Source organism: Streptomyces sp. DT2A-34 (assembly GCF_030499515.1).
Lineage (GTDB): Bacteria > Actinomycetota > Actinomycetes > Streptomycetales > Streptomycetaceae > Streptomyces.
On record NZ_JASTWJ010000001.1, the window covers coordinates 2,272,801 to 2,288,499 of the forward strand.

Here is a 15,699-nt window from a genome sequence, read left to right on the forward strand (position 1 = left end):
TCGCTCAGCTCATCAAGGCCCCGTTGGCTCTCACGATGAGAGCGAGCGCATCTGCTGGTACGCGCCGAACACTGCCAGGCACAGCGGGAGCAGTGTCAGAAGCACGCAACTCTCGGCGATCTCCAGGAACCGGCCCCAGAACGGGGTAACCCCCTTGCTCGGCACAACCAGCGCGATCGCGGCGAGCGCCCCGGCGACCACGGCGACCGCGACCGACAGCCACACCAGCCTGATGTCGAGGGCCGCGCCGTCGCCCCGTAGGGCCTCCAGGACCATCCCCGTGGGCGGGTTGAGGGATAGGCCGAGTCCCAGGAGCACCAGCGAGGCAAGGCCCGCCGCGAGCGTGCAGGCTACCTGGGCGGTGTGCCGGAACAGATGGGCGCGCATCAGCAAGGCCAGGCCCGTGGCGAGCGCGAGCAGCTGAGCCCACAGGTTGTCGGAGAACCCAAGCACCGCGGCCGCACCCGTCGCGACCAGCGCACAACCGCCGACCAGGCCGAGCAGCAGCTCGTGGCCACGCCGTGCCTGAGCGGCGATGCGTTCGGCGTCGATCGCGGCCGGTGCCGCAGTGCCGTCGCCCTCGTCATCGGTGTCGTCGTAGCCGCTGCCGATTGCGGTGCGTGGCGGGTCGAAACCGATGGGAAGGCGGGCGAAACGCGTGGCGAGGCCCGGTAGGAAGGCGAGGATGCCCAGGGCGAGCGGAGAGCAGACCGCCGCGGTCTCGACCGGCCTCATCTCGGCGAGGATCGACACGAACGTCAGCAGCATGCCGATGGCCGAGGCGAATGCGAAAGCGACGAAGGGGCCGTCGCCGCTCGGTGTGAGAAACACCAGCACCACCGATCCCACCAGCACCACGGCGCAGGCGAGCAGGAACTGCAGCCTGCCGATGCCCTCCCCGGCCGGCAGCGCAACCAGTCCGCTGCCGGCGACTCCCAGGTTCGCAAGGCCGCCTGTGCCGAAGGCCACGGACGAGCCGCGATCGCCATACACCCGAGCGCGTACTACCGCGATCGCCAGCAGCACCACGCCCGAGACCGCGGCCACGACGCCGGGGAGGCCGTTCATGTCGTGGCGTACGTCGGAACTCCAGGCCACGAAGGCGAGCAGCATCAGCAGTACACAGCTACCGAAGAGTCCTGCGGTGCGCAGGAGTTCGTCGTTCCACAGCGTGCGGTCGCGAGTGACGGCGCTGGCCGTGGCGTGCGTGACGTCGTCGAACACCGCGGGCGGGAGAGAGTCGGAGAAGGGGCGCAGCAGGAGAAAGTCGCCGTCGGCGATGCGCTGTGAGGCGAGTGAGCGTGACTCGTCGAGGACTGTCCCGTCCCGGCGCACCAGGTGGTATCCGACCGGGGCGCCGGGGGGCGGAGTCTGACCGGACAGGCGCAGGATCTCCGGGTAGAGGTGGGCGAGCGGAATGTCGTCGGGCAGTGCCACATCGATACGGCTGTCGGGTGCAGCCACGATGATCCGGCGGAAGCCGGTGCTGCGAGCGGTCGGTATCCCCGGTCCCCAATGCTGCCCCGGTCCCGGATGGCCCCCTGGCCCCGGGTGACCGCCGGTGGTTCCCACGTTCCCTGCCGCTCGAACTGTCGTAGGCACGTACTTCTCCCCCTCGCGGTGCTTCTCAACTCGCGGGCCGCGCCCCTGTCCCCGTCCGTGTGTCCGTTCGCGCGTCTGCTCTCATTCCGGCTCCGAATGACCTGAATAACCCTGAATCCATTGATTATTCGCGGGTGCGCACACGCGTGGCGCCACCCTACCGCCCGCAATGTCAGGCCCCGCCAGTAGGATCCGATCCGAATGAAGTCGGCGCCACGGGGGTGCGGACAAGGGCTCTTCAGTCCGCGAGGGGGACGGGTCAGCTTTGAGCCAGATCGTCGTCAAACGGCCACCGAGGACCTTGCCCACCGAGGTGCCCGCCGATCCAGTGCAGTTGCAATCCCCACCTGAGTTGCCCAGAGGGCAGCAGGAGGGCGCGCTGATGCAGCTGCTGCCCATGCTGGGCATGGGCGGTTCCGTCGTGTTCTTCTTCATGACGCCGAACCCGGTCATGCGCATCATGGGCATGGTCATGATCGCGTCGACGATCGCCATGGCCATCGCCATGCTCGTCCGCTACCGGCGCGGTACTCAGGGCCAACTCGCCGATATGCGACGGGACTACCTGAAATACCTGGCCAAAACCCGTCGTACGGTTCTTCGCACTTCCCGGCTGCAGCGCGACGCACAGTTCTATCTGCATCCAGCGCCCGAGCAGTTGTGGGCCCTGGTCGCCGAGGGCAGTCGCATCTGGGAGCGGCGGATCAGCGACGACGACTTCGGGCAGGTCCGGATCGGGCTGGGTAGCCAGCAGCTCGCCACGCCGCTGGTCGCGCCCGAGACCGCTCCGGTGGACGAGCTGGAGCCGCTCACCGCCGGGGCCATGAAGCAGTTCCTCACCGCGCACAGCACGATCGAGGGCCTGCCCATGGCGATCTCGCTGCGGGCCTTCTACCACCTCACCCTCAGCGGCGACGAGAGCCACGTCCGCGCGACGGCGCGCGCCATGGTGGCATCCCTGGTCTCCCTGCACTCACCGGACGACCTGGTCGTCGCCATTGCGGCCGGGCAGGACGCAGCTCCGCGCTGGGAGTGGGCCAAGTGGCTGCCGCATGTCCAAAGCGACGGCAGTGATGGAGCGGGCAGCCGCCGACTGATCACGACCAATGCGCAGGACCTGGAGCTGCTACTCAAGGAGCAGCTCGAAGGCCGTCCCCGGTTCCAGGCCGGCGGCCAGCCCCAATTGGAGCAGCCGCATATCGTCGTGGTGCTCGACGGGGAGGCGCTGTCGCCATTGTCGGCGCTGGCGGCAGCCGAAGGGCTGCAAGGTGTCACGATTGTCGAAGTCGTGCCGGGCAGGCTCGCCGGGGCACGCGGCGGTCTCTCGGTGGTGGTGCACCCCCATGCGCTGCGCCTGGAGTCCAGCGACGGCCTCGTCTACGAAGGGACGCCCGACCGCCTCAGTCACGAGGCCGCCGAGGCGCTCGCACTGCAACTCGCACCCCTGTACATGGCGTCCGGCGGCGACTCCGACGAGCCGCTGCTCGCCAATCTGGAGTTCACCGACCTGCTCGACCTGGACGACGCGGAATCCGTCGATGTCGGCCGCACCTGGCGCCCGCGCTCCCGCGCCGAGCGTCTCCGGGTGCCGATCGGTGTCGGCGAGGACGGTACCCCGGTGATGCTGGACCTGAAGGAGGCCGCCCAGGACGGCATGGGCCCGCACGGCCTGTGCGTCGGCGCCACCGGATCCGGCAAGTCCGAACTGCTGCGCACCCTCGTGCTCGGCCTCGCGGTGACCCACTCCTCGGAGACCCTCAATTTCGTCCTCGCGGACTTCAAGGGCGGTGCCACCTTCGCCGGCATGGCGGACCTCCCGCATGTCGCCGCGGTGATCACCAACCTCGCCGACGACCTCACCCTCGTCGACCGCATGGGCGACTCGATCCGCGGCGAACTCAACCGCCGCCAGGAACTGCTCCGCAAGACGGGCAACTACGCCAACATCCACGACTACGAGAAGGCCCGCTCGGCCGGCGCCGCCCTGGAGCCCATCCCCTCCCTCGTCCTGGTCATCGACGAGTTCAGCGAACTCCTCGCCGCCAAACCAGACTTCATCGACATGTTCGTCCAGATCGGCCGCATCGGCCGCTCCCTGGGCGTCCACCTGCTGCTCGCCTCGCAGCGCCTGGAGGAAGGCCGGCTGCGCGGTCTGGAGACCTATCTGTCGTACCGCGTCGGACTGCGGACGTTCTCCGAGTCCGAGTCGCGCGCCGCCCTCGGCGTTCCCGACGCCTACCACCTGCCGAACATCCCCGGCTCGGGCTATCTGAAGTACGGCACCGACGAAATGGTCCGCTTCAAGGCAGCCTACGTCTCGGGTGCATACCGGCCCGCCTCCGCCCGGGCAACGTCAGCGGACAGCCCGCTGCCGGTGGACCGCCGTCCCGTGCCCTTCACCGCCGCCCCCGTGCCGGTCCAGTACCTACAGCCCGCCCCCCGCACCCAGGTGCCCGACCCACGGGCGAGCGGGGGCGACGCGCTGGCCGACACCGTGCTCGACGTCATCGTCCGCCGCCTCACCGGGCAGGGCCCGGCCGCACACCAGGTGTGGCTGCCGCCCTTGGACAACCCACCGTCGCTGGACGCCCTGCTCCCCGGACTCGCCGCCGAGCAGGGCCGAGGCCTGACCCAGCCTGGCTACGAGGGCGCCGGGCGCCTCATCGTGCCGCTCGGTGTCGTCGACAAGCCCTTCGAGCAGCGGCGCGACACCCTCTACCGGGACTTCTCCGGTGCCGCCGGACACATGCAGATCGTCGGCGGTCCGCAGTCGGGCAAGTCGACGCTGCTGCGGACGATCATCTCCGCGTTCGCGCTGACCCACACTCCGCACGAGGTTCAGTTCTACGGCCTGGACTTCGGCGGTGGCGGCATGTCGGCTGTCTCCGGGCTGCCACATGTCGGCGGGGTTGCCTCGCGCCTGGACCCGGAGCGCGTGCGCCGCACGGTCGCCGAGGTGTACGGCATCATGACGCGCCGTGAGGAGTACTTCCGCAGCGCCGGTATCGACTCCATCGCCTCCTTCCGCAAGATGCGGGCCCGCGGTGACATCTCGGTGGCGGACCAGCCCTGGGGCGACGTCTTCCTGGCCATCGACGGCTGGGGAAACTTCCGCACCGAGTACGAAGCCCTGGAATCAGCCGTCCTCGATATCGCCGCGCGAGGCCTCGGCTACGGCATCCACCTGATCCTCACCGCCTCCCGCGCCATGGAGGTCCGCGCCAACCTCAAGGACCTGCTGATGAACCGCCTTGAGCTGCGTCTCGGCGACCCCATGGACTCCGAACTGGACCGCAAGGCAGCCGGAAACGTCCCGGCAGGTGTCCCCGGCCGGGGAGTCACTCCCGAAGCACTGCACTTCATGGCGGCGGTTCCCCGCATCGACGGCATCCACTCCGACGACAATCTGTCCGAGGCGACCGCGGCCATGGGCCGGGACGTGGCCCGCCACTGGACAGCACCCGGTGCGCCGGAAGTCCGTCTCCTGCCGCTCCGACTGCCCGTCGCAGAACTGCCCGCGGCGCTCGCGGAGCCGGACCGGGGCGTCGCTTTCGCCCTCGACGAGAACAGCCTGGGACCCGTCTTCGTCAACTTCGATCAGGACCCGTTCTTCGTCGTCTTCGGCGAGAGCGAGTCCGGTAAGTCCAACCTGCTGCGCCTCCTCATCAAGCAGATCACCGACCTGCATGACGGGGACTCCTGCAAACTCTTCGTCATCGACAACCGACGCTCGCTCCTGGACGCGGCCCCGGCAACCCACCTGGCCGAGTACGTGCCCATGTCCAACGCCATGGATCACCACGTTCAGGCCCTGGCCGACCTCATGCGCCGACGCACACCTTCGCCCGACGTCACCGCCGACCAGCTGCGGGCACGCAACTGGTGGAGCGGCCCGACGATCTACGTGATCGTCGACGACTACGACCTGGTGTCCACATCCAGCGGCAACCCGCTCGCCCCTCTCACAGAACTCCTCCCGTTCGCCCGCGACGTCGGCATCCGCTTCATCGTCGCCCGCAACACCGCAGGTGCCGGCCGCTCCTCCTACGAACCCTTCATGCAACGGATCAAGGAACTGGGCGCGCAAGGCGTCGTCCTCTCCGGCGACCCGAACGAGGGCGACATCCTCGGCAACGTACGCCCCCGCCCGATGCCAGCGGGGCGGGGGATATTCGTCTCACGGAGGCGGGGGAACCTGCTGGTGCAGACCGGGTTGGTGGAGCCGGGGTAGAACGTACGCTGCCGCCGAACGTCGAGCGCTGACCTAACAAGGCCGACGTCACCTGTGCCGATGGCGCCACCAACATTGGTGAACGGTAGCCATCGGCGAGGGCGGCTCAGGAGCACGGGAGAAAGCCGGAGTGCTCTCTGTGCCACAGAACGACCCGCCAGCACATTCGTCACGGGAGTGACGAAGAAGACGCAGAAAGGGCACCACAAGAGATGCTGAGGCCGGTTATCGAGATCTATGTCGTCTGGCATCCAAGAGACGTCTTCGGCGAGATGGTCGCGCAGGAGATCAGCGAACATTTCCGTGGCAGCGTCAGGCTCGTCAACAGCCCTGTGGAGACGTATGTGCGGTCCATCGGGTTCGCCGGACCTCAGGACGCGCCGGAGCCCATTCCGTTCCCCGACCCCGGGTCCGTGCCCCGTCGGTCCGTCATCGTGGTCCCGGTGGTGGGCGAGCACTGGATGGCGTTGGTCGAGCGAGGTTCCGGCCCGTGGACCGACTATCTCCACTCCATAGCTGCGGCACGTGAGCGTGCTCCGGATCGGGTCGGCGTCTTCGCCGTGTATGACGGTCAGGACGAACGCGCACGGGGGCGGGCTTCCCGTCTGGAATCCGTCCTCCGATTCCAGGCCATCGGCATGTCGCCCGCCCGGGTCGGGAGCTACGCCGAGCCGTCGTCCTCGGCGCGCTGCCGTGAGCTCGCCCAGGGCATCGCGCAGCTCTTGAGGGGCGAAGGGAAGCGCCCGATCACCGTATTCATCAGCCACACGCTCCACGCCCCGCCTGAGCATGCCGCCGAAGTCGCCGCCTTGCGCGACCAGGTCCGCGAAGTGATAGCGAGCACGCGGCTCGACCACTTCCTGGACGCCAGCGATCTCCAGCCCGGCGTGGACTTTGCGGCGGCTCTCCTCGAGTATGCCGGTCACAGCGCCTTCCTGATGCTGGAGACCGACTTGTACTCCAGCAGCGAGTGGTGCACGACCGAGTTGCGCACCGCGAAGCAGCAGGGTGCGGCGATACTGGCGCTGACCGCTCTGCAGCTCGGCGAGGAAAGCCACTCCCCCGAGACGGGCAATGTCCGCAGGCTCCCCGTCTCCCGGGACGGGGGCAACTGGTCGAACGAAGACATCTTCTGCGCCCTGAACCAGCTCACCGACGAATGTCTCGCCCAGGCCATATGGCAGTGGCAGAGTCCAACGCTTCTGCAGCACGCGGACCAGTCGCGAGTCTGCGCTCTCCCTCGGCCACCTGAGCTGTCCACCGTGCGACGGGCGTTGCGCGATCGTCGTGCGCGAGGGACCCTTCCCGTGTCAGGCTCGTTCTTCGTACTCCATCACGGAGATCCGCTCCTGCCGGGCACGGCGTCCTCCCTGATCGAGGATGCGACGGACGACGAGCTTCTGGTCCGCCCCATGACAGCCCAGCAGTTCGTGGCAAGCGGAATGATCCGGCCCCACGACGGAGGTGTTCTGACGGTGCCGCAGCCACTCCCGTCCGATGCCCTTCGCGGAACCCGTATCGGTATCTCGGTCGCCGAGAGCGAGGACCTCGACCGGCGTGGCCTGCTCGAAAACCACTTCCGGGAAGTCCTCGGCGAGCTCGCGCAGGTGGTCGTCCTGTCCGGGGGCGATCTCGTCTACGGCGGTGACCTGCGCGAGGACGGATACACCCGTCTCCTCATCGAGCGGCTGCGCACCTGCAGCGCCCCCGCCCTGCGGTTCTACAACCTCCTGGCCTGGCCATCGCATCGCAAGCTCCGGCTGTCCGAACTGCGGCGACAGCGCCATGAGCTGGGCGGATACGGCGAGATCGTCTACCTTGACCCGGACGGCCACGACACGGATCCCGAACAGGGTCGAACCGAGGCACCTGCACCTGTCACCAACAAGCAGGAACGGGCCGTGTGCCTGACCGCCATGCGTCGACGTCTGTCCGACTTCATCGATGCCCATCTGGTGACCGGCGGCAAGCGCAGGGGCTTCTCCGGCAGATTCCCCGGCATCGCCGAGGAGGTGATGCTATCCCTGGACGCCGGCCGCCCGCTCTATCTCGCCGCCGGGTCCGGAGGGATGACCGCGGATGTCGCTGAGGCACTCGGGATCATGGACGGCCCGCTCCTGCCGCCCTGGCCCGACGCACCCGCACCGGACCCCCGGCACACCGCCGCCCTCGAACGACTCCGTGCGATCGCCGCCACACCGCACTGGACTGGGCTGAACAACGGGCTGACCACAGAAGAGAACCTGACGCTTACAACCTCGCGCTACCCGCAGGAAATCGCGGCGTTGGTCGCATTGGGGCTGGGGCGTCTCCGACAGGAAGGCCGCCTGGACCGTCCCTGATCTCTCCTCCCGTCGCCGCTCCCCGGGGGGCCTGTGCGGGTCAATGGTGTTGATCACTATCGTGTTCATGCGCATGCCACGTGCGTCGTAGAACACACGAACTGCCGTACGGGCGGAAACCGGCATGGAGCAGGAGGGGTCATGACGGACGGCGGGACTGCGTCGGTGCGGGTGCGAACGGCGCTGCGTGCGACGGCACGAGCGGTGTTGGCGGGGGTGCTCGGCGCTGTCGCCGGCATTGTCGCCTACTCCGTCAGCCAGACAGGCGGGCAGAAGCTGTCCGTTGTGGTCGGAGGCCTCCTGGGCGTCGCCGCCGCTCTCGGTGCCGACCTGTACCGCCGCTCCGTACAATTGACGGAGGTCCGCCTGGTCCTACCCGGCAGCGAAATGACGTTCAAGGCGAACACCGACATGCGCCAGGCCGCCCAGCGGATGTTCTTTCAGGCCTCGACCCGCATCGCCACCCGACCGCTGGAGGACGGCAGCGGCAACCTGCGCGAAGCGCTCACGTCGCTCAAGACGCTGTTCGACCTGTACCGCGAGCCACTGGAGTCGGGCGAGGCACCGCCCCCTCCGCCGCACGGCGACTCGGTGCACGAACTGGTCCTGGACATCCTCAACTTCGAGCTGGCGCCCTTCCTGTCCAAATGGCACCCCCGGCTCCGGGCCTTCGAACAGGCACACCCCGACCTGGACGAGTCCGCATGGGCAGACAACGCCGTCTTCCGGCAGGAGCTGCGAACCCTGCAACAGAACCTGCGCCCCTACTTCGTGGCCCTTGGCGAGATCGCAGGACTCCGCGATCCCGAGCGCCACCTGCGCCCGTCAGCTCGCCGCACGGATCAGCCACCGTCCGAACCCCTCCACCCCTTGCCCGGCCAACGCCCTGATGCACCGGACGGGACATGCCCAGCCGAACCGGCCCCCGCCGCCGACACGGATGACCGATGATGGTCTGATGATCACCACCGAAACGAGCCACACGGTGCCATGGAATGGGCCTACGTGCACCTGCACATTCCTCGCATCCGACGCCCCCCCCATTACCTTTTTGGTAGCCCCGCAATGGGGCGCCCGGCCTTCGGAGTTGGCATGACTTTCTCCCCCTGTCGATCGCATGTCTTGGGGGGTGGTGTCACCGGCTCCGGAGGCATCGACAGACCGCTGATTAGGGGCATGACCACCGGCTTCTTCGCAGGTCGGGAGGCTCTTCGTAATGTGGATGTGGCGATCGGTGCCGTGGGACGGCCGGGCGAGGACGACCGAAGGACGCACGTGATCGACGTCAGTGACATCGGCGCTTTCCTCGGCCTGGACGTCGGCAAGGGCGAACACCACGCCACCGCCGTCACCCCGGCCGGGAAGAAGGCCTTCGACAAGCGGCTGCCCAACAGCGAGCCGAAGCTCCGCGAAGTGTTCGGCAAACTGCAGGCCAAGCACGGGACCGTGCTCGTGGTGGTCGACCAGCCGGCCTCGATCGGGGCTCTGCCGCTGGCGGTGGCCCGGGACATGGGCTGCCCGGTCGCCTATCTGCCCGGCCTGACGATGCGGCGGATCGCCGACCTCTATCCCGGCGAGGCCAAGACAGATGCCCGCGACGCGTTCGTCATCGCAGACGCGGCCCGCGTCATGCCTCACACGCTCCGCTCGGTCGACCTCCAGGACGAGACCATCGCCGAGCTGGAGATGATCGTCGGCTTCGACGACGACCTGGCCGGCGAAGCAACCCGCATCAGCAACCGCCTGCGGGGCCTGCTCACCCAGATCCACCCGTCGCTGGAACGGATCCTGGGCCCACGCGTCCAACACCCGGCCGTGCTCAAGCTCCTCGACCAGTTCGGCTCCCCGGCCCAGATCCGCAAAGCCGGACGCCGACGGCTCATTGCGTTGATACGCCCGAAGGCACCGCGGATGGCCGAGCGGCTCGTCGAGGACATCTTCACCGCACTGGACGAACAGACCGTCGTCGTCCCGGGCACCGACGCGGCCGCTCTGATCGTCCCCAGCCTCGCCAACTCGCTCCGAGCGGTGCTTGACCAGCGGAAACTCTTGGCCACCCGGATCGAAGGAACTGCTGGAGAACCACCCTCTTTCCAAGGTCCTGACGTCCATGCCGGGGATCGGCGTCAGGACCGGAGCCCGCATCCTCATCGACGTCGGCGACGGCCGTTCGTTCCCGACCGCCGCCCACCTCGCCGCCTACGCCGGCCTCGCCCCCACAACCCGCAGTTCTGGCTCCTCGATCCGCGGCGAACAACCATCCCGCCGCGGAAACAAGCAGCTCAAACGGGCCTTCTTCCTGTCCGCGTTCGCGGCTCTGGCCGACCCGGCCTCCCGGACCTACTACGACAAGAAGATCAGCCAGGGAAAACACCACACCCAAGCCCTCCTCTGCCTCGCGAGACGACGAGCCGACGTACTCTTCGCGATGCTCCGCGACGGCACCTTCTACGACCCCCAACCCGCCCCATCAGCTTGACGAAACCCATAGGGGCACCCCCCCCCCGCTGAATTCGGGGCTGATCCCGTCACGGGTGTGCGCGGCCTGGGGGCGTGCTGAGAAAGAGAGCGGGAGACCGTGCTCGTGAGCGCCTCGCCCGAGCGGCCCCCCTCCGAGTGGGATGTGTTCGTCAGCTACAGCCGCTCCGCGACCAGTCAGGCCGAGGAAGTGGTCGTCGCCCTGCGTGCGCAGGGGCTGAGGGTGTTCGTCGACGACACCGCCGTGGAGGACTTCGCCTCAATCACCACCACCATCACCCGGGCCCTGGCACACGCCAAGGTGCTGCTGGCTCTGTACTCGTCCGACTACCCGCAGCGGCGTGCTTGCCAGTGGGAACTCACCTACGCCTACCTGGCGGGCCAACGAGACGGTGACCCCCGTCGACGCATCCTCGTGGTCAACCCCGAATCCTCCGCCGACCACATCCACCCGGTCGAACTCAGGGACGCCCGATACTGGCCGTGGCGCGCCGGGGCCGAGGAGGCCAACCGGCTCGCCGAGCGTGTCCTCGCCCATGCCGCCGGCCTCTCCGAGCCCATGGGCGTCCACACCGCCTCCCCCGTCGTCCCATGGCTGCCCGCCCCCGCCCGCACGGGATCGACCCGTTTCACCGGCCGGATCCCCGAGCAGTGGCAGATCCACACCGCCCTGCACCGCCACCAGGCGCCCCTCGTCTCCCAGGGCGGCAGCGGACGCACCGCGCAGCTACGCGGCATGCCCGGAATCGGCAAGTCCCTCCTCGCCCAGGAATACGCCCTGCGCTTCAGCTCCGCCTTCCCCGGCGGCGTCTTCTGGTTCGATCTGCACACCGACCAACCCGACGGCCCCGGTGCCGTGGCCCACGCCATGGACGCCTACGCCAACCAAGTTGCCACTGTCCTGGCGGCTCTCGGCCTCGACGCGTCTGACCCATCCCTCCCCCGGCTGCTCAGCCGACTCGCCGTGCACCTCGGCGAACAGAACGCCCCCTGCCTGTGGGTCGTGGACGGGGTCCCGGACGGACTCACGGACACCCAGTTCCACCATCTGCGCGGGCCCCACCTGCTGGCCGCCACCCTCGTCACCACGCGCTCCCCGCGCTACTCCACCTTCGCCGAACCCATCGACGTAGCCCCGCTTCCGGACGACGACGGCCTCACTCTGATCACCTCGCGACGCACCCCCGCCGACGCATCCGAACAGCACGCCGCCCTCGCCCTGGTCCACGATGTCGGCGGCCATCCGCACGCACTCGACGTACTCGCCGACCTTGCGGCATCGACCGGGTTCGGTCATGCACGCGAAAGACTTCACGCCCCAGGCGTCGATGTGCTCACCAGCCCGCCGTCCCGCGGTCGATCCAACGGGCAGCTCGCGACGTCCCTCCTCACCCGTCCACTGACCGGGCACGGTCCGATCGACGACGTCCTGCGCCTGCTGGCGCTGGCCTGCCCGGCGCCGCTGCACCAGTCCATCCTGGAGAACGTGCTCGCGGCAGTCTCCTCGTACGATCCCTGGGAGGCCGGTCCCCTGGTGACGGAAGCCGTCGAATCCCTTCTCGGCTCCGGCGCCCTACACCCCGAGCCCGCCCTCTCACGTACCTGGACCATCCACCCTTTGCTGGCCCGCGCCGTTCGGCGACACGACGCCGACACCGCCCGCCAAGAGGACCTCCGACGGCTGCTCCTCCACGCCCTGGCGGCTGTCCCCGCCACAACCGTCCGTCCCCCGCTTCCCACCACGCAGGCCCTCACCAGCCCGTCAGCCAAGCACCGCGGTCCAGGTCCCGTCGAGCGCGCCGCGGCGTTCGACCTCCAAGTCGAACTGGTCACCCGGGTCGGCGTCCAGCCACTCGCCCCGGACCAAGGCTCTCTGCGCGAAGCCCTCACCTCCATGCACGCCCTCTTCGGCACTGCCCGGGACGTCCTTCACCGTGTCGCCGACGAAACCGCCACACCGCTCGTCCTGCCCCACATCGCCGCCACCCTCGCGAACGTGCACCTCCGCCCGTTCCTCTCCACCTGGCACCCCGCGCTCCAGCAACACGAGGCCCAACGCCCCGACGGCACCAGTCCTGCGGCGCATGAGCACGCCTGGGAGCGCGCCGCCCAGATGCGCGCGGACCTCGACCGGCTTCGCCTTCCCCTCACGCGGATCGCTACCCGGCTCGCGGAACTAACCGGCGTCGATCTCCTCACTGAACTGCCACCAGACGAGCGATAGCCGGACACCGCGGTTACTGGTACTGCGCCATCGCCTCCGGATCCATGCCTCCCCCCTCCAACGCAAGTCAACAGGGAAGAGAATGTCACGGATGTGCTGAGACCGAATCACATCAACAGCTGAGAGAGGTCACGCGTCATCTGACGACAAACGGTCAAGGAAGTCCTGAGTCATTACATAGCCACGCCCGCTCTTCTGGGTCCGAGCTGTGCCACGATCCCGGCCGTCGTTCCTCACATGCCGGGTGCCCTCCGCGAGCTGTTCGGGAGAGGTCCGAGAGCTCGCCGTTCGCGCAGGTGACTCACCTACCACGCTCCGTGCGTCGCTGGATGTAGCGGGCGGCGAGGTTGGCGAGGTGGAGTGCCGCGAGGAGGCGGGTGGGGACGTTGGTGTGCAGGTAGGCGTCCGGGCGCTGCTGCTACGCCAACAGCCCAGCGCCGATTTCTGCCCCGCATATCAGAGCTATCTGCGCATGCTGGCAGAACGCCAAGCGTCCACAGCGACCGACGCGCCGACTGCGCAGAAGAAGCAGTGAATCCCGGCATTCACAAGGACTGGGCATCAGTTATCCGGCGAAGGAGAGCTGTCCGGAGGTGTCGGCGTGCCCGTTGCTGTAGGCGATTCGGTGGGTCAGCGCCGTGCTGCGCTGCCATGCGCGGGCGGTTTCAAGAGCTCTGGTCAGTGCTTCGTCCTGCCCTACGAGGACGACGGCGCGTTGGGCGCGTGTGATGGCGGTGTAGAGCAGGTTACGTTCCAGCATGTTGCTGTGCGACGTCGTCAAAGGCATCACCACAATGGGGTACTCGCTGCCCTGCGAGCGGTGAACGGTGATCGCGTACGCGTGGAGGAGCTGGTCCAGCTCGTTGAAGTCGTACGGGATGGCTTCGTTCTCGATGGATACGGTCAAGGTTCCGGCTTCGTGGTCGATCGCGGTGACAGTGCCGAGGGAGCCGTTGAAGATGCCGGCGCTGCCCTTGTCGTAGTTGTTTGTCACCGTGGTGATCCGGTCGCCGAGGCGGAACAGGCGGTTGGCGTCCGCTCGTTCCGGTTTACTCTCGTGCGCCGGATTGAGCCGGTCACGCAGTCGAGTATTGAGCTCCTCGGTCCCGACTTCGGTGCGTCTCCCGGGAGAGAGCACTTGGATGTCGGTGAGAGGTTTCGCGCCGTAGTAGTTAGGGAGGCGTTCGGCGACGAGACCGACGATCGTGTCCGCGATCTCTCGGGGGTGTCCCATTCTGAGGAAGTGGAAGACGCCCTCGGCGGTGGCGGGACGGCGGCCGTGGCGGACGGCGTGTGCGTTGGTGATGATGGGGCTGCCTTCGGCTTGGCGGAAGATCTGGGTCAGGCGGACCCGCGGGACTTCCAGGACAGCGAGCAGATCGGCCAGCACCCGTCCGGGGCCGATGCTGGGGAGCTGGTCGATGTCGCCGACGAGCAGCAGGTGAGCGCCGTCGGGGACTGCCTTGAACAGCTTTGACGCCAGGTGGGTGTCGAGCATGGACGCTTCGTCGACCACGATCAGGTCGGTGCCGGTGAGGTCGTCGGGGTCGAAGAGGACGTCGTTGTCCGCGGCTCGGTCCCGCAGGAGCCGGTGCACAGTGGTTGCCGGCAGCCCCGTTGCCTGGGCGAGGCGTTTGGCCGCTCGGCCGGTGGGGGCGGCGAGTGCCAGTCGCAGGTTGGCGGCGCGGGCGCGTTCGACGATGACGCGCACGGTGAAGGTCTTGCCGCAGCCGGGCCCGCCGGTGAGGACAGACAGGGTTGAGGTGAGGGCCATGTGTACGGCTTGTTGCTGGGAGCGGTGAAGCTGTGCCGCCTCGCGGCTGTCTTGGGGCGCGTTCCGTACGCGGGGAGCGATGCGCGAGGGAGTCTGCAGAAGCCGGCGCGCGTGATCAGCAAGGGTGACCTCGGCCTGGTGGAGGCGGCGTGGGGAAACTGCCCGACGCAGCGTGTTCGCGGGACCGGGCAGATCCTCGATGACGATCCGTCCGTCCGCGCGCAGCACGTCGAGTACAGGCGCCGCGCGGCGGATGAGCTCGTCGCTGAGACGCAGGACCCTGGCGGTGTTGTGGAAGAGTACTTTCTGGGAGATGTGGCAGTGACCCCTGGCGTACGTTTGGTCGTCGAGGACGTACAGGAGCGCGGCCCGGATGCGTTCCTCGCTACGCTCTGGGACCCCGGAGGCCAGGGCAATCTTGTCGGCCCGGAGGAATCCGAAGCCCTTGACCTCGTCGATCAGGCGATACGGGTCTTCCCGTACCACGGTGAGGGAGTCCTGGCCGAATGCCTGGTGGATCTGGAGCGCGAGAGTAGCAGGCAGTCCCAGACTGGCCAGCAGCGCCATGAGTTCGTGTACGTTCTTCTGTCCCGTCCAGGCTTCTTTGATCTTGCGGAGCCGTTCCGGGCCGATGAGGTGGACGTTGAGCAGCCGGTCGGGTTCTGCGTCGATGACTTTGAGGGACTGGTCGCCGAATTTTCCGACGATGGAGGCGGCGATCTTCGCTCCGATGCCGCGGATAAGTCCGGAGCCGAGGTAGCGGCGGATGGTCTGGATGGCGGCCGGCCAGACACGTTCGCAGACAGTGACCCGGAGTTGAGGGCCGTGGCGTGGATGCTGGCTCCACCGCCCCTCAAGGCGCAGATACTCTCCTGGCTGGACGCCTGCCAGCGGGATAGAGGGCTCAGGTCCGATGATCACGATAGGGGCGGGGGCGGAGCCCGAATCCAGGAGTGCGACGGTGTGCCCGTTGGGGCCGATGTAGATCAGCCGGTCGACCGTGCCCTCGATGACCGCCGGTTGCTCTGTTTCCGTCACGAGTGGCTCC

The 15,699-nt window shown here is 68.1% G+C and carries 6 protein-coding genes and 1 pseudogene; 5 read left to right on the plus strand and 2 right to left on the minus strand.

The genetic code is table 11. From position 1 onward, the window contains the following. Positions 1-30: 30 nt before the first annotated feature. Positions 31-1,503, minus strand: coding sequence for a type VII secretion integral membrane protein EccD (gene eccD / locus QQM39_RS09835; RefSeq protein ID WP_302003535.1), 1,473 nt, complete (start codon positions 1,501-1,503; stop codon positions 31-33). Positions 1,504-1,867: 364 nt separating this feature from the next. Here eccD and eccCa point away from each other — a divergent pair, with 364 nt between their 5' ends. The 5 genes and pseudogenes from eccCa to QQM39_RS09860 all read left to right on the plus strand — a co-directional run bounded on the left by eccCa (position 1,868) and on the right by QQM39_RS09860 (position 12,877). Next, complete coding sequence (eccCa, locus tag QQM39_RS09840; RefSeq protein ID WP_301996310.1) at positions 1,868-5,833, plus strand: type VII secretion protein EccCa; 3,966 nt, start codon at positions 1,868-1,870, stop codon at positions 5,831-5,833. Between the two features lie 212 nt (positions 5,834-6,045). Continuing rightward, positions 6,046-8,175 carry a hypothetical protein gene (locus QQM39_RS09845; RefSeq protein WP_301996311.1) on the plus strand — a complete coding sequence of 710 codons (2,130 nt, stop codon included), beginning with the start codon at positions 6,046-6,048 and terminating at the stop codon, positions 8,173-8,175. A gap of 141 nt (positions 8,176-8,316) precedes the next feature. Further along, complete coding sequence (locus tag QQM39_RS09850; protein WP_301996312.1) at positions 8,317-9,126, plus strand: hypothetical protein; 810 nt, start codon at positions 8,317-8,319, stop codon at positions 9,124-9,126. A gap of 324 nt (positions 9,127-9,450) precedes the next feature. Further along, a pseudogene (locus QQM39_RS09855) lies at positions 9,451-10,654 on the plus strand (IS110 family transposase). 105 nt (positions 10,655-10,759) lie between these two features. After that, positions 10,760-12,877 carry a TIR domain-containing protein gene (locus QQM39_RS09860; RefSeq protein ID WP_301996313.1) on the plus strand — a complete coding sequence of 706 codons (2,118 nt, stop codon included), beginning with the start codon at positions 10,760-10,762 and terminating at the stop codon, positions 12,875-12,877. Positions 12,878-13,442: 565 nt separating this feature from the next. On the opposite strand, the gene QQM39_RS09865 is transcribed toward QQM39_RS09860, so the two are convergent. Then, positions 13,443-15,689 (minus strand): ATP-dependent RecD-like DNA helicase, encoded by a 2,247-nt coding sequence (locus tag QQM39_RS09865; protein ID WP_301996314.1) that lies wholly within the window; start codon positions 15,687-15,689, stop codon positions 13,443-13,445. Between the last annotated feature and the right edge of the window lie 10 nt (positions 15,690-15,699).

Coding starts and splice junctions, on each gene's coding strand:
- QQM39_RS09845 (WP_301996311.1), top strand. CDS start 6,046: ATGCTGAGGCCGGTTATCGAGATCTATGTCGTCTGGCATCCAAGAGAC.
- QQM39_RS09850 (WP_301996312.1), top strand. CDS start 8,317: ATGACGGACGGCGGGACTGCGTCGGTGCGGGTGCGAACGGCGCTGCGT.